18 protein-coding genes are annotated in these 21,120 nt (G+C 69.6%); 6 read left to right on the forward strand and 12 right to left on the reverse strand.

Features of this window, described 5'->3' with window-relative positions; translation table 11 throughout:
- Positions 1-6 precede the first annotated feature (6 nt).
- Both MUG96_RS02845 and MUG96_RS02850 read right to left on the reverse strand, forming a co-directional pair.
- Positions 7-444 (reverse strand): hypothetical protein, encoded by a 438-nt coding sequence (locus MUG96_RS02845; protein ID WP_246986311.1) that lies wholly within the window; start codon positions 442-444, stop codon positions 7-9.
- 221 nt (positions 445-665) lie between these two features.
- Positions 666-2,639 (reverse strand): aconitate hydratase, encoded by a 1,974-nt coding sequence (locus tag MUG96_RS02850; protein ID WP_246986313.1) that lies wholly within the window; start codon positions 2,637-2,639, stop codon positions 666-668.
- 155 nt (positions 2,640-2,794) lie between these two features.
- On the opposite strand from MUG96_RS02850, the gene MUG96_RS02855 reads away from it, so the two are divergent.
- From MUG96_RS02855 to MUG96_RS02870, 4 genes are all read left to right on the forward strand, one after another.
- On the forward strand, positions 2,795-3,304 hold the full coding sequence (locus tag MUG96_RS02855; RefSeq protein WP_256465422.1) for a deoxyuridine 5'-triphosphate nucleotidohydrolase: 510 nt from the start codon (positions 2,795-2,797) through the stop codon (positions 3,302-3,304).
- A 44-nt stretch (positions 3,305-3,348) separates the two neighbouring features.
- Positions 3,349-5,991 carry a PAS domain S-box protein gene (locus tag MUG96_RS02860; RefSeq protein WP_246986316.1) on the forward strand — a complete coding sequence of 881 codons (2,643 nt, stop codon included), beginning with the start codon at positions 3,349-3,351 and terminating at the stop codon, positions 5,989-5,991.
- 127 nt (positions 5,992-6,118) lie between these two features.
- Positions 6,119-7,075 carry a hypothetical protein gene (locus MUG96_RS02865; protein WP_246986317.1) on the forward strand — a complete coding sequence of 319 codons (957 nt, stop codon included), beginning with the start codon at positions 6,119-6,121 and terminating at the stop codon, positions 7,073-7,075.
- Between the two features lie 120 nt (positions 7,076-7,195).
- A complete protein-coding gene (locus tag MUG96_RS02870) occupies positions 7,196-8,821 on the forward strand; it encodes a DUF7282 domain-containing protein (RefSeq protein WP_246986318.1) in 1,626 nt (541 codons plus the stop codon).
- 32 nt (positions 8,822-8,853) lie between these two features.
- On the opposite strand, the gene msrA is transcribed toward MUG96_RS02870, so the two are convergent.
- Positions 8,854-9,384, reverse strand: coding sequence for a peptide-methionine (S)-S-oxide reductase MsrA (gene msrA / locus MUG96_RS02875; protein ID WP_246986319.1), 531 nt, complete (start codon positions 9,382-9,384; stop codon positions 8,854-8,856).
- Positions 9,385-9,525: 141 nt separating this feature from the next.
- On the opposite strand from msrA, the gene agl22 reads away from it, so the two are divergent.
- On the forward strand, positions 9,526-11,310 hold the full coding sequence (agl22, locus tag MUG96_RS02880) for a glycosyltransferase family 39 protein (protein WP_246986320.1): 1,785 nt from the start codon (positions 9,526-9,528) through the stop codon (positions 11,308-11,310).
- Between the two features lie 47 nt (positions 11,311-11,357).
- Here agl22 and MUG96_RS02885 read toward each other — a convergent pair whose 3' ends face one another.
- The 4 genes from MUG96_RS02885 to MUG96_RS02900 are packed head-to-tail and all read right to left on the reverse strand — an operon-like array spanning position 11,358 to position 14,326.
- Positions 11,358-12,383 (reverse strand): lysylphosphatidylglycerol synthase transmembrane domain-containing protein, encoded by a 1,026-nt coding sequence (locus MUG96_RS02885; RefSeq protein WP_246986321.1) that lies wholly within the window; start codon positions 12,381-12,383, stop codon positions 11,358-11,360.
- On the reverse strand, positions 12,383-13,306 hold the full coding sequence (locus MUG96_RS02890; RefSeq protein WP_246986323.1) for a polysaccharide deacetylase family protein: 924 nt from the start codon (positions 13,304-13,306) through the stop codon (positions 12,383-12,385). Before MUG96_RS02890 ends, MUG96_RS02885 begins: the two co-directional genes overlap by 1 nt.
- Complete coding sequence (locus MUG96_RS02895) at positions 13,299-13,649, reverse strand: DUF2304 domain-containing protein (protein ID WP_246986325.1); 351 nt, start codon at positions 13,647-13,649, stop codon at positions 13,299-13,301. The genes MUG96_RS02890 and MUG96_RS02895 overlap by 8 nt, the downstream gene beginning before the upstream one ends.
- 2 nt (positions 13,650-13,651) lie before the next feature.
- The gene (locus MUG96_RS02900) at positions 13,652-14,326 is read right to left on the reverse strand and encodes a glycosyltransferase family 2 protein (RefSeq protein WP_246986327.1); all 675 of its coding nucleotides are present in this window, start codon (positions 14,324-14,326) and stop codon (positions 13,652-13,654) included.
- Between the two features lie 82 nt (positions 14,327-14,408).
- Here MUG96_RS02900 and MUG96_RS02905 point away from each other — a divergent pair, with 82 nt between their 5' ends.
- On the forward strand, positions 14,409-15,953 hold the full coding sequence (locus tag MUG96_RS02905) for an alkaline phosphatase family protein (protein WP_246986329.1): 1,545 nt from the start codon (positions 14,409-14,411) through the stop codon (positions 15,951-15,953).
- A gap of 205 nt (positions 15,954-16,158) precedes the next feature.
- Here MUG96_RS02905 and MUG96_RS02910 read toward each other — a convergent pair whose 3' ends face one another.
- The 5 genes from MUG96_RS02910 to MUG96_RS02930 form a co-directional block, all read right to left on the reverse strand.
- Positions 16,159-17,949, reverse strand: coding sequence for an L-aspartate oxidase (locus MUG96_RS02910; RefSeq protein WP_246986331.1), 1,791 nt, complete (start codon positions 17,947-17,949; stop codon positions 16,159-16,161).
- 79 nt (positions 17,950-18,028) lie between these two features.
- Positions 18,029-18,607, reverse strand: coding sequence for a hypothetical protein (locus MUG96_RS02915; RefSeq protein ID WP_246986333.1), 579 nt, complete (start codon positions 18,605-18,607; stop codon positions 18,029-18,031).
- A 57-nt stretch (positions 18,608-18,664) separates the two neighbouring features.
- Positions 18,665-19,027: a hypothetical protein gene (locus MUG96_RS02920; protein ID WP_246986335.1), complete on the reverse strand. Its 363-nt coding sequence runs from the start codon at positions 19,025-19,027 to the stop codon at positions 18,665-18,667.
- Positions 19,028-19,235: 208 nt separating this feature from the next.
- A complete protein-coding gene (arsB, locus tag MUG96_RS02925) occupies positions 19,236-20,432 on the reverse strand; it encodes an ACR3 family arsenite efflux transporter (RefSeq protein ID WP_308220115.1) in 1,197 nt (398 codons plus the stop codon).
- Entirely contained in the window at positions 20,425-20,826 is a 402-nt protein-coding gene (locus MUG96_RS02930; RefSeq protein ID WP_246986336.1) for an ArsR/SmtB family transcription factor, read from the reverse strand. Before MUG96_RS02930 ends, arsB begins: the two co-directional genes overlap by 8 nt.
- Positions 20,827-21,120 lie beyond the last annotated feature (294 nt).

A 21,120-nucleotide genomic window follows, 5' to 3' on the forward strand; every position in this document is an offset into this window, starting at 1 on the left:
CACCTGTCAGAGCCGTCCGCTCCCGACGAGCGCGAGGCCGAGGGCGCCGGCGACGACCAGCGCGTCCAGCCCCGCCTCGGAGAGCGGCAGGACCCCTTCACCGAACGCCCCCGCGACGACGACTGCGAGGGTGCCAGCCGAGAGGAGCGGGCTGGCGGCCAGTTGCCCGGCGAACGCGCGGACCGACCAGTAGAGGTGTTCGGGCCCCCGGACCAGGGCCGCAGCAACCGAGCGGCTCCCGTCCGGGTTCGCGGCCGTCTCGAAGGCGTCGAGGTCCTCGCGCGTGACGGTGACGACCTCGCCGGTGTGGACACGGGTCCCGTCGGCGTCACCGACGCGCAACAGCGTCACCGACTCCGCGCCGACGCCGACGACGCGGTAAATCCCGGCCGGAACGTCGCCGTCCGTCGGTCGGAGGTGGTCGGAGACGGATACGGAGGGCACCGTTCCGTCGTTCCCCCTTGAGCTACTTAATTACGGGCTGTCTGGCTGTAACGCTCTCGCTGGAACGGTGAAAGAACGGAGAAGTTCGGTGTGAGCGGTCGCGGTGCGGCCCGCAAGCCCGTTTACCGGATTCGCGCCGTCGGCGCGAATCCGGCTTTTTCGCCCACGTTTTTGCCGTGAGCGGTTCGCGCGAAGCGCGAACCCGAACGGCAAAAAGGTGGTTAGTCGTCGGCGGGCGCGTCCGAACCGCTGCTCTCGGCCTGCTTTTTCGTGTGGGTGAGCTTCCCACCGTCGGCGAGGATGCGGCGCTCGCGCTCGGAGGCGTCGAGCGCGGCCGTCAGTTCCCAGTCGTCGTTCACGCGGACGGTGAACTCCTCCTGCCCGGAGCGGACGGCGTCGGCGACGTCGTCGACGATCTCGATGTCGTCGCCCTGCTCGATCTGCTCGTAGTCGTCCGCGTCGATCTCCAGCGGGACGATACCGAAGTTGAACAGGTTCGCCTTGTGGATGCGGGCGAAGCTCTGGGCGAGGACGCCCTCGACACCGAGGAACATCGGGCAGAGCGCCGCGTGCTCACGCGAGGAGCCCTGGCCGTAGTTCTCGCCGGCGACGAGGAAGCCGCCGTCGCTGTCGAGTGCGCGCTGTGCGAAGTCCTCGTCGACACGCGAGAGCGTGAACTCCGAGAGCTTCGGGATGTTCGACCGGTACATCAGGATGTCCTGCGTTGCAGGGATGATGTGGTCGGTCGTGATGTTGTCGTCCATCTTCAGGAGCGCCGGGCCACCGATGTCGGCGCCGAGCGGGTCCTTCAGCGGGACGTCGCCGATGTTCGGCCCCTTGACGAGCTCGTCGTCGACGGGGTCGTCCGGCGTGATGATGTCGTTCTCGGCGCCCGCGTACTCGTCGGGCAGCTCGAAGCCGGGGTCCTCGAGGTCGCCCAGCTCGTCGGCCAGGTTACGCGGGTCGACGATCTCGCCTTTGATGGCCGCCGCGGTGGCGACTTCCGGCGAGCAGAGGTAGACGTTGTCGTCCTCGATGCCGGAGCGGCCCTCGAAGTTGCGGTTGAACGTCCGCAGCGAGACGGAGTCACTGCCGGGCACGTGGCCGATGCCGATACAGGCACCGCAGGTGGCCTCGGAGTAGTTGACGCCAGCGGCCATCATTTCGGCCGTCCAGCCCTCGCGGGCGAGCATCTCGCTGGCCTTCTTCGAGCCGGGCGCGACGATCATCTCGGTGTCCGGCTGGATGGAGCGGCCTTCCAGCATCTTCGCCGACGGGAGGATATCCTCGTAGCCGCCGTTGGTACAGGAGCCGATGATGACCTGGTCGACGTCGACGCCCTCGACCTCGCGGACGGGGACGACGTTGTCGGGCATGGACGGCTCGGAGATGAGCGGCTCCAGGTCCGACAGGTCGATGGTGATCTGGTCGTCGTACTCGGCGTCCTCGTCGGGGCCGATCTCGACGTACTCGTCCTCGCGACCCTGGCGGGCGAGGTAATCCTCGGTCTTCTCGTCGGTCGGGAAGACGGAGGACGTGGCACCGAGTTCCGTGCCCATGTTCGTGATCGTCGTCCGCTCGGGCACCGAGAGGCTCTCGACGCCGGGGCCGGTGTACTCGAAGATCTTGCCGACGCCGCCCTTCACGGAGAGGCGACGGAGCATCTCGAGGATGACGTCTTTCGCGGTCGCCCACTCGGGCAGTTCGCCCTCGAGGCGGACGTTGACGACTTCGGGCATCTCGATGTAGTAGGGGCCGCCACCCATGGCGACCGCCACGTCGAGGCCGCCCGAACCGATGGCGAGCTGACCGAGGCCGCCGGGGGTCGGGGTGTGGGAGTCACTGCCCAGGAGCGTCTTGCCGGGGGCGGCGAAGTTCTCCTTGTGGACGTTGTGACAGATACCGTTGCCCGGTCGCGAGAAGTACGCGCCGAACGTGCCAGCCGCCGAGCGCAGGAAGCGGTGGTCGTCGGTGTTCTTGAAGTCGAACTGGTACGTCTGGTGGTCGCAGTACTGTGCCGCGAGCTCCGTCTGGACTTCGTCGAGGCCCAGCGCCTCGAACTGCAGCCATACCAGCGTGCCGGTCGTGTCCTGTGTGAGGACCTGGTCGATCTCGATCCCGATCTCCTCGCCGGTCTCGAGTTCGCCCTCGACGAGGTGGTCGTCAAGGATTTTTTCCGTAAGCGTCTGTCCCATAACGTCTCTTTCTCGACTATCCGCGGATATAAATCATGCGAGTCTCTGCTCTTACACTCCCCCCAACGCTACCCACGTCCTAGTAGACCTCTGTTCCCCTCCAATCCGTCGACGGTGGGACCACGGAATCCGCCCCCGACGACCGGCACGGTTTTGTGGTCGCTCGCCGCCTTCGGGATATGTTCCGCAGTGGCGCCTTCCTCGCCGACCACCTCGGCGACCTCGGCGACGCACAGGTCCAGCCCAACGGCGTCGACCTCACGCTCGGTGCCGTCTTCGAGCAGACGGCCGCCGGTCGGATCGCCCGTGACGGCAAATCGGTCGGCGACCGCCGGGAGATCGAACCGGACGACGACGGCGACGGCGCTCCCGTCTACCGGCTCGACCCTGGCGGGTATATCGTCCAGTACGGCGAGCGCGTCGTCATCCCCGAAGAACACGTCGGCTTCCTCTACCCGCGGTCGTCGCTGCTGCGTAACTCCTGTACCGTCGACACGGCGGTCTGGGACGCCGGCTACGAGGGCCGCGGGGAGGGGCTGCTGGAGGTTCACCACGAACTCGAACTCGAACGCGGCGCCCGCATCGCCCAGCTCGTGATCGCCGCGGCCGACCACGAGGGCACCTACGACGGGGCGTACCAGGGCGAGGGCCTGTCGACCGACTGAAACGAGGCGACGGTTTATGGTCGCGGCGGCGCAGGTGACAGTCTATGAGCGACGGGGCTGGCGACACCGAGGGCAGGGACTCGGTCGTCTCGGCGGGCGAGCGGACGATCCACGTCCTCCACGTGGACGACGAGTCGGGGATGCGTGAGACCACGTCGATGTGGCTGGAGCGGGTCAACGACCGGTTCGACGTCCGGACGGCGGCGGGCGCCGAGGCGGCGCTCGAACGGCTCGAGGAGGCGCGAATCGACTGTATCGTCAGCGATTACGATATGCCCGGGACCAACGGACTGGAGTTGCTGGAGGCCGTCCGGAACCGCTACCCCGACCTCCCCTTTATCCTCTTTACTGGCAAGGGTAGCGAGGAGATCGCGAGCGAGGCAATCTCGGCCGGCGTGACCGACTACCTCCAGAAGGAGGTCGGGACCGACCAGTACACGCTCCTGGCGAACCGCATCGAGCGGGCGGTCTCCGAGCGCCGGACCGAGAGCGCGCTCGCCGAGAGCGAGCGCGTGCTCTCGACGCTGATGAGCAACATCCCGGGCATGGTCTACCGCTGTCGCAACGAGCGTGGCCGGTCGATGGCGTTCGTCAGCGACGGGGCTATCGACGTGATCGGGTACCGACCGGCGGCGCTGGTCGACGGCGACGTGTCCTTCGGCGCGGACGTGATCCACCCGGAGGACCGCGAGGACGTCTGGGACGCCATCCAGGCGGCCATCGACGAGGGGGTGCCCTACAAACTGGAGTACCGCGTCCGCACGAAACACGACGAGACGCGGTGGGTCCGCGAACAGGGACGCGCGGTCGACCGAGACGGCGATACCGCGGTACTGGAGGGCGTCGTCACCGACATCACCGAGCGGAAAGCACAGGAGCAGGAACTGGCGACCGAGCGCGACCGCCTCTCGGCGCTGTTCGAGAACAGCGGCGCGCCCATCGTCTACTGCGAGTTCGAGGACGGCGACCCCATCGTCCGCGACGCCAACCCGGCCTTCGAGGACGTGTTCGGCTACGATCGCGACCAGGCCGTCGGCGAGTTCGTCGACGACCTGATCGTCCCCGAGGACCGCCGCGACGAGGGGGCCTCGATAAACGAGCGCGCACAGGCGGGCGAACACGTCGTCGTCGAGAGCGAACGCGAGACCGTCGACGGCCGCCGCGATTTCCAAATCCGCGCCATCCCGATCCATCCCGGGAAAGAGAGCGACGAGGGGTGGGCGGTCTACACCGACGTGACCGAACAGCGGGAACGCGAGGCGGCGCTCCGGCAGACGAAACAGCGCTACCGCCGCGTCGTCGAACAGAACCTCTTCGGCATCTACATCCTCCGGGACGGAATCATCGAGTACGCGAACCCACGGGCGGCCGAGATTTTCGGGTACGAGCCTGACGGGATGGAGGGGCGACGGGCACTCGACGTGGTCGCCGAGTCCGATCACGACACCCTGCGGCGCAACATCGAACGGGTCCGGGCCGGCGAGGTCGAGGAACTCCACGACGAACACACCGGCGTCCGGAAGGACGGTACCACCTTCGACTTCGAGTTCCACAGCGCCGTCATCGAGTACGAGGGCGAGCCAGCGCTGCTGGGTGCGCTCCAGGACATCTCCGACCGCAAGGCCCGCGAGCGGGAACTCGAACGGTCCGAGGAGATGCTCGACACCGTCGGCGACGGCGTCTATGCCCTCGACGAGCATCGCGAGTTCATCGCCGTCAACGAGACGCTGACGGAGATGACCGGCCACGACCGCGAGGAACTGCTCGGGGCCTCCGCCGACCTGGTCATCCCCGAACGCGACGCCGAGCGCGCCAAGGAACTGCGCCGGGAACTCCAGGAAACCGACACCGACGTGGTGACGATGGACCTCACGCTCCAGCGAAAGGACGGCGGCTCGATCCCCTGTGAGGTCCGCTTCCGACAGTTGCTCGGCGAGGACGACGAGTACCGCGGGACCGCCGGCGTCGCCCGCGACGTCTCCGACCGCCGGGAGCGTGAGAGCCAGCTCGAACGGCAGAACGAACGGCTCGAACAGTTCGCCCGCCTCGTCTCACACGACCTGCGCAATCCGCTGAGCGTCGCCGAGACGCGGCTCGAACTCCTCTACCGGACCGGCGACGAGGAACACTACCGGAAGGCCAGCGAGGCTCACGACCGCCTCGACACCATCATCGAGGACGTGCTCGAACTCGCGCGCCGCGGGCGGACGGTCGACGACCCGGAGCCGGTTTCGGTCGAGCGGACCGCCTCGGCCGCCTGGGGCCTCACGACTGCCGAGGACGCCACCCTCACAGTCAGCCTCCCGGGCACGGTCGACGCCGACGAGGGCCGCCTCCAGGCGCTGTTCGAGAACCTCTTTCACAACGCGGTCGACCACGGTGGGACGGACGTGACGGTGACCGTCGGCCTCTTCGAGGACGGGTCCGCCGGCGGCGGCTTCTTCGTCGCCGACGACGGCCCCGGGATCCCCGAAGACGAGCGCCAGGCCGTCTTCGAGGCGGGGCACTCCACGGCCGACGAGGGGACCGGATTCGGACTGAACATCGTCGAGACCATCGCCGAGGCCCACGGCTGGGCGGTGTTCCTCGTCGACACCGCCGACCTCGACGCCGTCGCGGCCCCCGACCGTTCGGGCGCGGCCTTCGTGTTCACCGGCGCCGAGACGACCGTCGCCGACGAGGAGTGACGGGCGGCCCACGCGGCCGGGACGTACTGGCTCCGAGCGGGTCTGAGGGCCGCTAGCGGCGTCTGAAGCCGGATGGCTTGATACCTAGTGGTAACTATTAGGTAATGTCGGATTCATGTCCGGTCGTATGTCCGACGAATCAACGAACCGACGGAACAGGCGCGCCGTGTTGCGCGCCGGACTGGTCGCTGGAACCGCACTCGTCGCCGGCTGTAGCGGCGGTGGCGGCGACGGGACCGACACCGACGCCGAGGACGAGGGAGACGACTCGACGGCGACGGACCGCTCGACGGCCACCTCTGAACCGAGCGACGGTACCGACACCGGGATGGACACGACCGAGAGCGGGCCGGCGGACCCGGCACCGACGCCGTTGCTCGACGACGACTTCGAGGACGGCGACTACACGGCGGACCCGGCCTGGGAGGAGTTGACGGTGCCGAACGACGACTTGACGGTCGGCTCGGTGGAGATCGTCGACAGTTCGGCGCCCGGGGAGGGGAGCAACGCGGCCCGGATAACCGACCGCAGCGACGGCCGGGTGCCGGGCCCGACCGCCCTCCGGCTCGCGGATCCGCTGTCCGGCGTCGACGGCGCCTGGACGATGACGGGGCTGTTCTCCCCCGCGGAGATTGCCGACGGCGTGATCCGCCGGCACAACATGGTCTCCTTCTACTGGCCGCCGGACGCGAACTTCGGTAACCGGGCCGTCGTGGAGTTTCGCTTCACGGAGACGACCGACGACGTGGACGGCCAGCAGCTCCAGTTCCGCACGCAGCCCCAGGAGAACAGGGAGTGGTCGACGACCGACACGGACGCCGCCACGCTCGACACCGACACCTGGTACCGCTGGGAACTCGTCCACGACGGCACGGGCGGGTACACCGGCCGCCGCTGGCCGGCGGACGGGAGCCGCGACGGCGGGTCGGAACTCACCGTCGACTTCGAGGCGCCCGGCGAGTCGGTCCAGCTCTCGGTGGAGGTGTTCAGCTCCGACACCACCGGGACCCGCGACCCGACCGAAGAGCCGGGTTCGTTCCCGTACAGCGTCGACCACGACTACGTCCGGGTAACGCCGCAGTGAGGGCCCGGCCGTGCCCGGTCCCGCCGCGCCGACGTAGCGGTCGTGCGGCCGAGAAACCGCGTCCAACTGGCCCGGGGTTCCCCACAGACTGATATACTCCCTCGTGAAAAACCGGGACAGATGAAACGTGTTGGGCAGGTGGCCGCGGTGGGGGCCGTGGCGACGGTCGCGCTGCTCGCGGTCGTCGGCGGAGCGAGCGCCGCGCAGTCGGTAGCCGCGGGACCGACCGACGCCGCCGGATCGGACGGTTCGGTCGGGGCGACCGTGTCGGGTGCAGTTCCTGTCGGGGCGGCCGCGGCGAACGAGACTGGCCCGGCGGCCGCGGCGAACGTGACCGTCCCGGCGGCCACGAGCCACACGAACCTCTCCGTTCTCGTCGCGCCCGGGGGGTCGCTGTCGACCCTCCGGAATGCGTCGGCGGCGAGCAACTATTCGGAGGTCCTGACGCTACGGCCGCGACCGACGCTCGCCGACGCCATGGTCGTGCGCGTCTCGGCGCCGGGACTGGCCGACGCGGTGGACAGCCAGCCCGGCAACACCACCACGGACCGATTCTTCGCGCTCCTCGACGACGACCGCGCGAGCCTCCGGATGTACGAGGTCGCCCCGAGCGAGCAGGGGCCGTTCAAGGCCATCGACGTGACCGACCCCGAGGCAGTGACGGTCGTGCCCGGCGAGGGCGACCGGTTCGATCTCGTGACCGATCCGGCGGCACTGAACGGCACGCTCGACCGGAACGGCGACGACCGTCCCGACCCGGGCGGTGCCCCGGTCGGGATCGAATCGTTCGACACCTATCAGTTCAATCTCACGTTCGAGGGGCAGTCGGAGACGACCGCCATCTCGGTGTTCCCGACCGTCGCCACGGTCGCGGCCGACCAGCCCAACGACACGCCGCAGGTGTTCCCCGCCGCGAACCAGTCCATCGGCGGGACGACGACGGTCGCGCCCGGGACCCGACTGGACATCGAACTCGTCGTCCGCGGTGAGAGTGGCTTCTCACAGCAACGGACCGTCACCGTCACGAACCGCTCGCTGTCGGAGTTCACGGCCACCTTCGACCTCCAGGACGCGGTCGGCGCGCGCAACATCAGCGTCGTGGCCCGCCTCGACGGCGACCCCATCGGCGGGGCCGACGGTCGCATCCTCGACCTGTCGGCGACGCTCGACGCCCCGGACCGGAGCGAGAGCCGAGAGATACTCCGGATTCCGCGCGCCAACCTCTCACAGGGTGGGTTCGTCATCGTTCGGCCGGTCGGGTCCGACCGGATCGTCGGCAAGCAGTACCTCTCTCCCGGGGTTCACGAGGACGTCTCGGTCTCGCTCGTCCCGGGGATTCAGGCCGACGCGCTCAACACCACGCTCTACGTCGACTTCGACGGCGACCGCCGGTTCGACGGCGACGGGACCGACCGCCCCTACCGCCGGCCCATCGGCACCGTCTCCACCATCGTGAGCCTCGAAGCGCCGTCGACGCCCGTCCCGACCTCGCCGCCACCGACGACGACCACCCGACCGCCCACGACGAGCGCGACACCGCTGCCGACGACCACCCGGCCGCCCACCACGGGCACGACGCCGCCGTCCGGCACTACTGTCGACCCCGTCGCCGGCCCGGAGACGAACGTTCCCACGACGTTCACCCCTTACACGTTCACCGTCGAGAGCGGCCCCGGCTTCGGGGTCGCCGCCGCGCTCGCGGCCCTCGTCGCGCTCGGCCTGCTCGCCCGGCGCCGGTCGCCCTGACGGGCGCTCGCGGCCGTTCCGATGCCCCGGACTCAGTCGGCGGCCGCGAACTTCTCGCGAACCTTCTTGACCTTCGGCCGGACCTGTGCCACGCAGTAGGGCTTGTCGGGGTTCTTCTCGAAGTAGTCCTGGTGGTACTCCTCGGCCCGCCAGAACCGGTCGAGGGGTTCGATCTCGGTGACGATGCCCTCGTAGACGCCCTCGGACTCCAGTTCGTCGACGAAGCGCTCGACCGTCTCGCGCTGGGCGTCGTCGTGGTAGTAGACCGCAGAGCGGTACTGGGTGCCCACGTCCGGCCCCTCGCGGTTCTCCGTCGTCGGGTCGTGGACGCTGAAAAAGACCTCCAGGACGTCCTCGTAGTCCAGGACGTCGGTGTCGTAGGTCACCTGGACCGCCTCGGCGTGGCCGGTCTCCTCCCGGCAGACCGCCTCGTAGCTCGGGTCGTCGACGTGGCCGCCGGCGTACCCCGAGACGGCCTCGACGACGCCGTCGAGTTCCTTGAACGCCGCCTCGATACACCAGAAACAGCCGCCCGCGACCGTCGCCGTGTTCGTGTCGGCCATACCTCCCGTTGGGGCGCCAGCGACTTACCTCTCTCGCCGGGCGCGGTGGCGGCGTCGGGCACGCGAGCGGGACGCCACGACCGGTCGCCACGCGTCAGAAGGAGAGAGCTTTTGAAACACCTCGGGGTATGGCCCGGGTAGATGGTCCCCGGACGCTCACTCCTCGGTCGAGCGCGAACGCGCGTTCGCGACGACCTGCGGGCGGACCCGTACCTCCCCTGGCTGCTCGCGCTGGCGACGCTCCTCTGTGGGTTCTGGTTCTGGCACCGCCTTCCGAACACCGCCACGCGGGACGAGTGGAGCCGGATTCTCGACCCCGTCGTGGCGTTCCGGTCGGTCGTCGCCGACCCGAGTTTCGCGGGGCTCCAGGAGGGCGTCGCCTGGGGTCGTGTTCCCTTCGGCGCGACCTTCTACGTGTTCGGGCTCGCGCTCCTGCCGATGATCGCCGTCGCGGTCCTGACGGGGCAACTCGACGCGATCACCGCGGGGCCGGCGTTCCCGGCCTGGGAGTTCGGCCGCCACGAGATCTGGGCCGGGACGCCGGCCTGGTTCTGGACCGGGAGCCTCGCGCTCGTGCGCCTGTTCTCGGTCGCGACCGCCGTCGGCTCGGTCTATCTCACCTACCGGATCGGCGTGGCGACCGCCGACCGGACGACCGGCCGCCTCGCCGCCCTCATTCTGACCCTCACCTTCGGCTTCCTGACCATCGCCCACGAAGGCGGCGAGGACATGCCCGCGCTCTTTTTCGTCCTGCTCGCGCTCTATCTCCTGCTCCGGTACGTCCGAACGGGCGAGTCCTGGCGATTCTCCGCCGCGAGCGCGGCCGGCGGCGTCGCCATCGCGTTCAAGCTCACCGCCGTCCCGGTCGTGCTCCTGATCGGTGCCGCCCACCTCCTGCGGGCGCTGGGCGGTGACGGCTGGCCGGCGTCGCTGTACCGGCCGCGACTGCTCGTGACCGGCGCGAGCATCGGCATCGTGACCATCGCGCTGGGGTTCCCGACGCTGCTCGTCGGCGCGGTCGAGCCCGTCGTCCAGCGGATCGTCGGCGGTGGGGTCGGCCGAGCGACCCATCCCACCGGCCCCGACGCCCCTATCTGGTGGTGGTTCCTTCGCGGGTACTTCAGCGGGCTCGGCCTCCCGCTGCTGCTCGCCAGCGTCGGTGGCGTCGTCGCGGCGTTCGTCCGGGCCGGTCGCGGGCGTGCCAACGCCGGGACGTTGCTCGTGATTACCGCCCTCGTCCTCTATATCGGGCTGTTCGCCCCATGGCACGACTTCCGGGTCCACCACCTCCTGCCGACGTTCCCGCTCCTCGCCCTGCTGGTGGCGACGGCGCTCGGGAACCTCCGGGACCGGCGGGAGACGGTCGGCCGCGTCGTGACGGGTGCGCTCGTGGTGAGTTCGGCCGTCTACGCCGGCGTCGGTGCCGCCGAGTTCGCCAGTATGCCCCGCGACGAGGCCGTCCGGTGGCTCGAATCGGAGGCCGACGCGGGCGACACCGTCGAGGTGTACCGCCGGCACTTCCAGGACACGGCGGTGCCACACGGGATGGACGTGGCCCACGCCTTCGGCCCGGAGGAAAACGGGGAGGAACTCGGGACCTGTCCCGAGTACGTCCAGCTGGGGTACCGCGACCTGCTCTACTTCGTCGAGGGGTCGTACTACCGGAGCGGGGCGGCCGAGGCCGAGTACGTCCGGGCGCTGCTGGACGGCGAGTACGACTACGAGATCGCCGCCGAGTTCGGCCCTCGGCCGCCGGACTACGTCCCACAGCGGCCGACGCCCGGGTCGGTGACGGACCTCGTCCGGCTCGGCGTGGTCCCACACACCGACCAGTACGCCGACGAGCAGGAGCTCGCGGCAAACCAGTACACCGTGATCCTCGAAGCGACCGGCGAGGAGAACTGCCGGCCGACGCCGCCGTTCTGAGCGCGGCCGCTCGCTCGCGGCCGCCGGCCGGGCGGCGGCCCCGTGATTCAGTCGGTCCGGAGCGACGCCCGGTCGATCCCCAGCGAGGGGTACCAGCCCGCGAGCGCCGGGAGGTAGACACCGAGGAAGCGGTCGACGAACACGACGGGGACGATCACCGCGCTCGGGACGCCCAGCGCGACGAAGACGGCCGTCGTCGTCGCCTCCGTCACGCCCAGGCCGCCGGGCGTCAGCGGCAGCAGCGTCACGCTGTAGGCCGCGACGAGATAGAGCGGCAGGAGCGCGACCGGCTCGAATGGGGCGCCGAAGGCCGACAGCAGGAGCGCGACGCGGACGCCCGGCGCGAGCACGAGCGCCCCGATCCAGCCGACGGCGTACCGCGCCCAGACACCGGGGTCGCCCGCGAGCGCCCGGAAGGCGTCCCGCGAGTCCTCGGTGAAGCTCACCGCCGTCGTCGCCCGCTCGGCCAGCGGCTCGCCGATCCGGGGCATCCGGGCGAGCAGGCCGGTCAGCACCGCGAACAGCCAGTTCAGCCGGTCGAGGTTCGTCCCGAAGGCGAGCACCGCCGTCCCGGCGGCGAGATAGAGGGCGATGGAGAGGCCGAGCAGGACGGCGAGCCCCGGCGGGAGCCGCCCGACGGCGACGGCGAGGCCGACGAGCGCGACCACCCCGTACAGCAGGGCGTAGAGCGCGGTGTGGACACCGGAGACGGCGGTCGCGTCGGCGTAGGAGATCCCCACTTTGCTCCGGAGGACGAAGGGCGCGGCGAGCCGCCCGGTCAGCCGCGAGGGGAGCAACTGGTTGACGAAATTGACGACGAGGTCGACGCTCCCGGCCGTCCGGATGTCCGTCGGCGCGACCGGGCGGAGCGTCGCCTGCCAGGTGGAGAACCGCGCGAGCAGGCCGGCGACCGTCACCGCGAGGACCGCGACGGCGGTCCCCGCGTCGAGGCCCGCGACCAGCCGGACCGCGGCCGCCGGGTCCGTCTGTGAGAGCGCCCACGCCAGCGCCACGACCGCGATGGCGTACTGGGCGCCCGTCACTGCGGCGTCGCGAACGCGCTCGGAGACCATCAGTCGGTCTCCTCCTCTTTTCCCCCTTCCCGCGTCGGGTTTGGGCCGTCGACCGGTGTTCGCTCGTCGTGGGCAGGGCCCCTGTCGACGCCCTCGTCGCCAAGATCCGCGTCGAGGGCCTCGGCGGCGGAGACGAACGTGAAGTCGGTCGCGAGGATCCGCTCGACGGCGCGGCGCATCCACGCGCCCGTGTGCCAGTAGACTCGCGCCGGGACGCCCTCGACCTCGGGGAGGTCGACGAGTTCCCAGGGGTGGACGTACAGGACCGGCGTGATGCCGCGCCGGGCCAGCAGGCGCATCCCCGTGATGGTGTACCGGGGGCCGAAAAACCGCAGCCAGGTCCCGGTCAGGGGCAGTTTGAGGCCGGGCATGACGCTGACCGGTAACTCACGGAGGCCGGCCGGTGCCGCGGGGTCGATGGCCTTCGCCGCCGTCGGCCGGTGGCAGTCGGGGTCGCCGCCGTACCAGCCCGGAATCCGCCGGCTGGGGACGACGCTCGAGTCGTAGTCGTAGCCCGCGTCCGCGAGGGCGGCGAAGTGGCCCTCGCCGCGGTCGAACGCCGGCGCGCGGAAGCCCGTCACGGTCGCGCCGGTCACGTCCGCCAGCACGCGCCGGGAGCGGGTCAGCTCCTCGCGGCGCGTCTCGGCGTCCAGCTCCGAGAGCAGGCGGTGGTTGTGGGTGTGGGAAGCGATCTCGTGGCCGTCGTCGGCGAGCGCGTGGACGGCGTCGGGATGTTGCTCGGCGAGCGACGAGACGACGAAGCCGGTCGTCGTCGCGCCGTGCTCGCGGAAGGCCTCCCGGAGGAACGTCAGGCCGTCGAGGCCGACGCCGGTCCGGTCGGTCTCGCCGTCGGCGGCCCGGTAGGCGGGCGTCTGGGAGAATAGCTCCACGTCGACGGAGAGGACCGCGGTCCGGTCACTCATCGCGTTCGTCGAGTTCGGCCCGGAGGAGGCTCACGTCCTCGTTGAGCCGGGACACCCGGTCGGCGAGCTGGCCGATGCGGTTGAAGAGGTAGGTCACGACGACGAACAACACGAGGTTCGAGACGACGAGGATCGCCCGCGCCTTCAGTTCCAGCCCGAGCAGGCCGGCGATCACCTCGAAGACGTTCGGGAAGATACCGACGAATATCATGCCGGCGCCGACGATCAGCGACATCCCCAGCAAAACGAGGTCCTCGCGGCCGCGGGCGACGATGGCGTAGCCGTTCCAGAGGAACACGACGCCGACGAGCACCGAGAGGGCGTTGACGAGGCTGTATTCCATGGTTAGCGAAAGAGGAGCACCCGGAGGATGGCGTCGGTCATGCGGAGCGGGTAGAGCGCGAACGTCCGGACCGTGAACTGCGACTCGCCGGCCTCCCGGGTGGGCATCTCGATGGAGACCTCGCGGATGCGGAGGTCGCGCCTGGCCGCTTCGAGGGTCTGCTCGACCGCCCAGTGTTTGTCGGAGCGATGCAGGATGGTCGAAAGTGCCGAGACGCGGTAGATCCGGAAGCCGCTGGTCACGTCGGTCACGTCCACGCCGCCGAGGACGTTCACGACGGCGGTAAAGGAGCGGATGCCGAGGTTCCGCAGCAGCGAGTACTCGCGGTGGCTCTCGTTGAGGTAGCGACTGCCGATCACCATGTCGGCGTCCTCGGCGGCCGCGAGCAGGTCGGGGATGGCCGCGGGGTCGTGCTGGCCGTCGGCGTCGACCTGGATCACGAAGTCGAAGTCGTTCCGGATGGCGTACTGGTAGCCGGTCCGGACGGCGCCCCCGACTCCCGTGTTGAAGGTGTGCTCGATCACCGTCGCGCCGTGATCGCGGGCGAGGGCCGGCGTCCCGTCCACCGAGCCGTCGTCGACGACGACCACCTCGTCGACGTACTCGCGCGTCCCGTCGATCACCGACCCGACGGTCTCGCGCTCGTTGTACGCGGGGATGACTGCAACCGTTCGCACGTATAGGCGAACACCGCTCGCTTACTTATGCGTGTCCTTCGAGCCGAAACCCACTAGTGGGTCGGTTGCCTCCCCCGAACCAATGACCGAGACCGTCGTCGTCGGCCTCGACGGTGCGAGTTGGCGCCTGCTCGACCCCTGGATCGAGGCCGGCGACCTCCCGAACCTCGCCGCCCTCCGCGAGACGGGGTCGTGGGCCGAAACCGAGAGCTGTCTGCCGCCCGTGACCTTCCCCAACTGGAAGTGCTACTCGGCAGGGAAGGACCCCGGCGGCTTCGGCGTCTTCTGGTTCGAGCACATCGACCTCGCAGCGGGGGAGATCACCGTCGCCGACGGCAGCGACTTCCACACCGCCGAACTGTGGGACTACCTCAACGACGCCGGCCAGTCCGCGGGCGTCGTCAACATGCCGACGATGTACCCCCCGCGGGAGATCGACGGCGCCATCGTCGCCGGCGGCCCCGACGCCGTCGAGGGTGAGTATCGCTCGATCTCCGGCGGCTACACCCACCCGCCCGAACTAACCGAGGAACTCGAATCCCGGTTCGACTACCGCGTCCACCCCGACCCGCTTCTGTCCTCGAACGAGGAACGCGGGGCCGAGGTCGACGCCATCCTCGACGCCCTCGAGAGTCGGTTCGAGGTCGCGCTGTGGCTGCTCGACGAGCGCGATCTCGATTTCGTCCACGTCACCCTCTTCTACCTGAACGTCCTCCATCACTTCTTCTGGGACGCGGAGCCGACCCACCGCGCCTGGCAGCTGGTCGACGAGTGGCTGGGCCGGATCGCCGACCGCGAGGACTGCAACCTCGTCCTGATGTCCGACCACGGGAGCGCGCCGACGACCACCGAGTTCTACGTCAACGAGTGGCTCGCCGAGAACGGCTACCAGGAGCGCACCCGGACGGTCGACGAACGCCTCCAGCGGCTCGGCATCGACCGCGAGACCGTTCTCGGCGTCGCGAAGCGACTCGGCATCGTCGACATCCTCGCCCGCGTCGTCCCCGAGCGGGTTCAACAGTTGGTTCCCCAGGAGGCGGGGCTGAAACGCGACCGCAAACTCGAAGCCATCGACCTCCCCCGGACGAAGGCGGTCGCGAGCGGGCAGGGCCCGATCTACCTCAACCCCGCCTTCGACACCGAATCGGTCCGGGACTCGCTGATCGCCGACCTCCGGGGCCTCGAAGACGAACACGGGCCGCTGTTCGACGGCGTCTCACCCGGCGAGGACGTCTACTCCGGCCCCTACGTCTCGGAGGGTCCCGAAGTCGTGGTCGACCAGCGGCCGGGCGTCCACGTCAACGACGGCGTCGGCGGTGGGACGGTGATGGCCGGGCCGGATCGCTGGGCGGCCGAGAACACGCGCCACGGCATCTTCCTCGCCAGCGGCCCCGACTTCGCCGGCCACGGCGAACTCGACCGCATCAGCATCCTCGATATGGCGCCGACGCTGCTGGTCGCCGCCGGCTGTGACGTGCCCACGGACATGACGGGCGAGGTCCTCCCGATCTTCGCGACCGAGCGCGACTGGGACCGGCGCGAATCGTTAGAGATCGCCGACGGGCGCGGCAGCGACGTGGGCGAGGACGTGGCCGACCGCCTCGAACAACTCGGCTACATGGAGTGACGCGCGGCGGCCCGCCCGTCATCAGTCGCCGTCCGTCTCCGCGCAGGCGGCACAGCGCCGGCCGGTCTCGTCCGTACAGATGCCCTCGCGGATCGGGACCAGGTCACCACAGTTGGTGCAGTACATGGCCTGTCGTGATGTGGGTCATCGGTTCGCGGTGTGACACGGGGCGACGAGTTCCTCGGTCAGCGACTGCCGGGCCCGATCACTCGAGCTGGTGGTAGTCGAGTTCGTGCCCCTCGTCGAGGGCGTCCTGTACGACCTCGCTCGGGCTGTCGACGGGCTCGACCCGGCTGGTCATGCCGCCGAGATCCGCCCGCTCGAAGTAGATGTTCCGCCGCCAGGTCTCGTCGGTGTCCGTGTAGTCCGTCCGGTAGTGGGCGCCGCGCGACTCGGTGCGCTCGCGTGCCCCGCGGAGGACGGCCTCGGCCGCCGTCAGCATGAATCCGACGTCGACGGCGTACTCGAACGACTGGCTCGTGATCGGGCCGACGGCCATGTCGCTCGCCTTCTCGCGGACGCGGTCGAGGGCGTCGAGGCCGGCCGCCAGGGATTCCTCGTCGCGGAGGATTCCGGCGTGTTCCCACATGAGGTCCTGCAGTTCCTCGAAGACGGTCTCGACCGCGTAGGTGCCGTCGCTGTCGGCCGTCGCGGCGAGGTCGGCGACGTGCGACTCGACGAGCGTCTCGACCAGTCGCGCCGGTACGGCGCCGGGACCGTCGACGCGCTCGGCGATCCGCTCGCCGGCGACGACGCCGTAGGCGACCGTCTCGGCCAGCGAGTTGCCGCCCAGCCGGTTCGCGCCGTGGACGCCGGCCATCGTCTCCCCGATGGCGAACAGGCCGTCGACGGCCGTCTCGCCGTGGTCGTCGACCGCGACGCCGCCCATCCCGTAGTGGGAGGTCGGCGCGACCTCGACCGGTTCCTCGGCCATGTCGACGCCGAGCTCCTCGAACCGCGCGTACATCCGCGGGAGCCGTTCCCGGATGAACGCCTCGTCACGGTGGGAGATGTCGAGGTAGACGCCGCCGTTTTCCGTGCCGCGGCCCTCCGCGACCTCCTTGGCGATGGCGCGGGCGACCACGTCGCGGGCGTCCAGCTCCATCTGATCCGGGGAGTACCGCTCCATGAACCGCTCGCCGTCACTGTTGAACAGCCGTCCGCCCTCGCCACGGACGGCCTCGGTGACGAGCCGTCCGCTCCAGGGCGCCCACTCGGGGTCGTCCTCGTCGACGGCCATTCCGGTCGGGTGGAACTGGACGAACTCCATGTCCATCAGCGCGGCCCCGGCGTCGTAGGCCAGCGCCGCGCCGTCGCCGTTGTTCTCGTCGTCCCGGGAAGTGTGGCGGTTGTAGATCGCCGCGTGCCCGCCGGCCGCGAGCACGACCGTCCCGGCGTTGAACAGGACGAACTCGCCGCTGTCCATGTCGAACCCGACGGCCCCGTAGACGGACTCGCCGTCCGAGACGAGTTTCGTGATCATCACGTTCTCGCGGTACGGCACGTCGAGTGACTGCGCCTTCTCGATCAGCGCATCCAGCATCGACTCGCCGGTGTGGTCGCCGGCGAAGGCGGTCCGACGGAACGACTGGGCACCGAAGTACCGCTGGTCGATTTCGCCGTCGTCGGTCCGGGAGTAGTCCATGCCCCACTCGTCCAGTTCCCGGAGCCGTTCGGGCATCTGCTGGGTCACGGTCTCGACCTTCGCGGGGTCGTTGACGAAGTGGCCCTCGTTGAGCGTGTCCGCGGCGTGGATCGCCCAGCTGTCCTCCGGATCGCGAGTGCCGAGGGCACCGTTGATCCCGCCACGGGCCCACGTCGTGTGGGCGTCGCCGTGACTCCGCTTCCCGAGCACGAGGACGTCGTCGACGCCGCGCTCGGCCAGTTCGATTGCCGTCCGAGCACCGGCTGCGCCGGCGCCGACCACCAGCACGGAGACGTCGACCTCGTCGTACGCCGGGGTTCCTGCGTCGTTCGTACCGTCGTGCTTGCTCATACCTATAACAAGGGCTGGATACGGATGAACCCGTCGCGCGCGTGCGCGCGATAGGGGGCGGCCGACGGCGGCCGGGGCGTCACCGCACTGTCGGTGCGAACCCGAGAAAGGAGAGGACGATCCCGGCACAGAAGGTCGCCGTACTGCTCGCCGCCACGGAGACGAGCGCTCCGGTCCGGTAGGGGTCGATCCCGGCGGCACGGAGCGACTCGACGACGCCCGGGCCCGCGTAGCCGACGCTCACCAGCCCGAGGGTCACGACGACGGTCAGCGTACCCGTGACGAGCCCCATCCCGCTGAAGACGGTCTCCAGACCGACGAGGCTCCAGGCGACGCGTTCGGGAACCGTCTCGAACCGCGACCGGTACGTGACGAGCGCGAGGAGGCCGAGGCCGCCGGTCCCGAGCAGGAAGATACTCCCGAGCATCAGCGTCGTCACCGTCAGCCGTGCGACCTGGGGCCCCGTCCCGAGGTAGGTCGACCGGACCGCCGCGGGCAGAAACGTCACGAGTGGGAGCGCCGCCGAGGCGGTCACGAGGAGGTAGCCACAGCGTCGGACCTTCGCCGGGAGCGACCAGCGAGTGAGAAAGCCGTGCTGTAACCGGATCAGCTCGTACTCCGAGTCCACCGGCAGGCGGTCGGTGTGGTCCTCGGACATGGGATGCGGGTCGTTAGGACTGCCCCGTCATATGTCGTCCGGCGCCCCGGCCGTGGCTCACTTCGCGAGCGCCGCGAGCGGGTTCCCGACGCCGGCGAGCACACAGGCCAGCAGACCGAGGTACGTGAGCAGGCCCCAGACTGCCGCGCCGGCGAGCCACGGCGCCGCCCGGACGGCGAGGACCGCGCCGGCGAGCAGGCCCACGAGCGCGACCCCCGGCACGCCGCGTCGCTCCCAGAGGCCGAGCGCCCGGTCGGGATACCGGAGGAAGACGAGTTCGAGCGCGAGGGCGCCGGCGGCGCCCGCGAGGACCGCAACCGGGGCCAGCAACGCGGCCGGGCCGGCGGTCGCGAGCGTGAGGGCCGCGAGCACGACGAGCCCGAGGACGGCCAGCAGACCGTCACGGTGGCGCGGCTGCACGGTCGCGTGGAGGGACGTCGGCCTGATACGGTTGGCGGCGCCGGCCGGGGACCGGACGGGGGGTGCCCACCGTCCGGCCTACTGGCAACGACGGGTTCGTCGTCGGGGCGCGCGAACGCATCGGGGACGCGGGTCCCGGCGGGTCCGATACGTCCGTCGGGTCGCTGCCGTCGGTCGGTGGCAGGGACACGCCGCCGGTCGCGGCGGCTCAGTCGTCGTCCGTCGCCTGGTCGGTCGTGTCGGCCGTCGCCTGGTCGGTCGTGTCGGCCGTCGAGTTCTCGAGACTGCCGGTCGTGTAGCCGCGCCAGTCGTAGCGGCGCTGGAAGTACAGTGCGACGTTGACCAGCGCCAGGAGGACGGGCACCTCGATGAGCGGGCCGACGACGGTCGCGAACGCGACGCCGGAGCCGACGCCGAAGACGGCGACGGCGACCGCGATTGCCAGCTCGAAATTGTTGCTCGCGGCGGTGAACCCGATGGCAGTCGTCGTCGTGTAGTCGGCGCCGATGCCGCGCCCCATCCCGAAGCTCACGAAGAACATCACGACGAAGTAGATCGTCAGGGGGACGGCGATCAGCAGGACGTCAGTGGGCTGGCCGACGATGCGCTCGCCCTGCATCGCGAACATCACGATCACAGTGAAAAGCAGCGCGATCAGCGTCAGCGGGCTGATCGTCGGCTCGAAGGACTCCTCGTACCACTCGACGCTTTTCGCTCTCGTGCCGACGTACCGCGAGAGGATGCCCGCCGCGAACGGGATGCCGAGGAAGATCGCGATGGCCTCGAACACCTGGGTAGGCGTGATGCCGAACGCGTCGATCTCGGCCGCCAGCGCCTCGAGGCCGAGCAGGTCGGGGACGAACAGTGCGAAAAACCAGATGTACACGCCGTACGTGAGGATCTGGAAGACGCTGTTGAACGCGACCAGACCGGCGGCGTACTCGCTAGAGCCCTCGGCGAGTTCGTTCCAGACGAGCACCATCGCGATACAGCGGGCCATCCCGATGAACACGAGTCCGAGGAAAAACTCCGGTCGCGCCGGCAGGCCGGGGACGAGCCCGCTGAAGAAAACGAGCGCCAGCGCGAACATCAGCGTCGGGCCGATGAGCCAGTTCTGGACGAGGCTCAATCCCAGGACCTTCACGTTCTTGAAGACGGTCGGGAGCTGGCCGTAGTTCACCTTCGCCAGCGGCGGGTACATCATCAGGATGAGTCCGATCTCCACGAGATGGAGGTCCTGGATGGGCTGGGTCACCGAGGGCGCGACGTAGCCGAGCCCGACACCGACGAACATCGCACCGAAGATCCAGACGGTGAGGTACTTGTCCAGGAAGTCCATCGACCGCGGGTCGCCACAGTTCGGACAGTCACAGTTCGGCCCGTGTTCGTGTTCGACGTTACTCATCGGCGCTCACACTCCCTTCGAGGACCGTCACCAGCGCTACCGCGCGGTTCGTCGCCCGGTACTTCTTCCAGCGGCCGTCCTTCCAGCCCTCGACGAGCCCCGCGTCGACGAGCGCCGAGAGGGCGTGGCTGAGTCCGCTCTCGGTCACGTCGACGACGGCGTGCAGCTCACAGACACAGAGTTCTTCCTCGGCTGCGACGAGGGCGCGAACGAGCGTGTACCGCGTCTCGTTGGCGAGTGCAGAGAGGACGTCGAGTTCGGCCGCCGCCTGTGCCGTCCCGAGCCCGGCCTCGAGCGTGGAGAGTTCGTCGAGCCGGCGCTCGACGTCCTCGGTGCGACACTCCCCGAGTTCGTCGTCGAGATATCGCCGAAGCCGTTCCGTCGCTTGTGACATCGCGAAACACTTGAGCAGTAGCTCAATTAATCGTTTCGTTCGAAGACCGATGTCCTGGACCGGGGATGCGATATATTCGGCACTCGTTTAGGAATGGGCACGAGAGGCGGGTGTCTAGCATCCAGTGGACGCCACGGAATGAAACGCGCCCCGGGACAGTTGTCTGCACATTCAATCGAATATCGACGACGTCAGTCGCCGGCGAGTGGGCGCCAGTCGGGACGGCCCCGGACTCCGCACAGTCGCACGCGTCCGTCTCCCGCGGCAGTACTGTCGCGTCCGCGACGACTGCCC

The organism is Halorientalis marina (assembly GCF_023028345.1).
GTDB classification, from domain to species: domain Archaea; phylum Halobacteriota; class Halobacteria; order Halobacteriales; family Haloarculaceae; genus Halorientalis; species Halorientalis marina.

Coding starts and splice junctions, on each gene's coding strand:
- agl22 (WP_246986320.1), top strand. CDS start 9,526: ATGGTCCCCGGACGCTCACTCCTCGGTCGAGCGCGAACGCGCGTTCGC.
- msrA (WP_246986319.1), bottom strand. CDS start 9,384: ATGGCCGACACGAACACGGCGACGGTCGCGGGCGGCTGTTTCTGGTGT.
- arsB (WP_308220115.1), bottom strand. CDS start 20,432: ATGAGTAACGTCGAACACGAACACGGGCCGAACTGTGACTGTCCGAAC.
- MUG96_RS02885 (WP_246986321.1), bottom strand. CDS start 12,383: ATGGTCTCCGAGCGCGTTCGCGACGCCGCAGTGACGGGCGCCCAGTAC.
- MUG96_RS02895 (WP_246986325.1), bottom strand. CDS start 13,649: ATGGAATACAGCCTCGTCAACGCCCTCTCGGTGCTCGTCGGCGTCGTG.
- MUG96_RS02915 (WP_246986333.1), bottom strand. CDS start 18,607: ATGTCCGAGGACCACACCGACCGCCTGCCGGTGGACTCGGAGTACGAG.
- MUG96_RS02865 (WP_246986317.1), top strand. CDS start 6,119: ATGTCCGACGAATCAACGAACCGACGGAACAGGCGCGCCGTGTTGCGC.
- MUG96_RS02850 (WP_246986313.1), bottom strand. CDS start 2,639: ATGGGACAGACGCTTACGGAAAAAATCCTTGACGACCACCTCGTCGAG.
- MUG96_RS02860 (WP_246986316.1), top strand. CDS start 3,349: ATGAGCGACGGGGCTGGCGACACCGAGGGCAGGGACTCGGTCGTCTCG.
- MUG96_RS02890 (WP_246986323.1), bottom strand. CDS start 13,306: ATGAGTGACCGGACCGCGGTCCTCTCCGTCGACGTGGAGCTATTCTCC.
- MUG96_RS02905 (WP_246986329.1), top strand. CDS start 14,409: ATGACCGAGACCGTCGTCGTCGGCCTCGACGGTGCGAGTTGGCGCCTG.
- MUG96_RS02930 (WP_246986336.1), bottom strand. CDS start 20,826: ATGTCACAAGCGACGGAACGGCTTCGGCGATATCTCGACGACGAACTC.
- MUG96_RS02910 (WP_246986331.1), bottom strand. CDS start 17,949: ATGAGCAAGCACGACGGTACGAACGACGCAGGAACCCCGGCGTACGAC.
- MUG96_RS02870 (WP_246986318.1), top strand. CDS start 7,196: ATGAAACGTGTTGGGCAGGTGGCCGCGGTGGGGGCCGTGGCGACGGTC.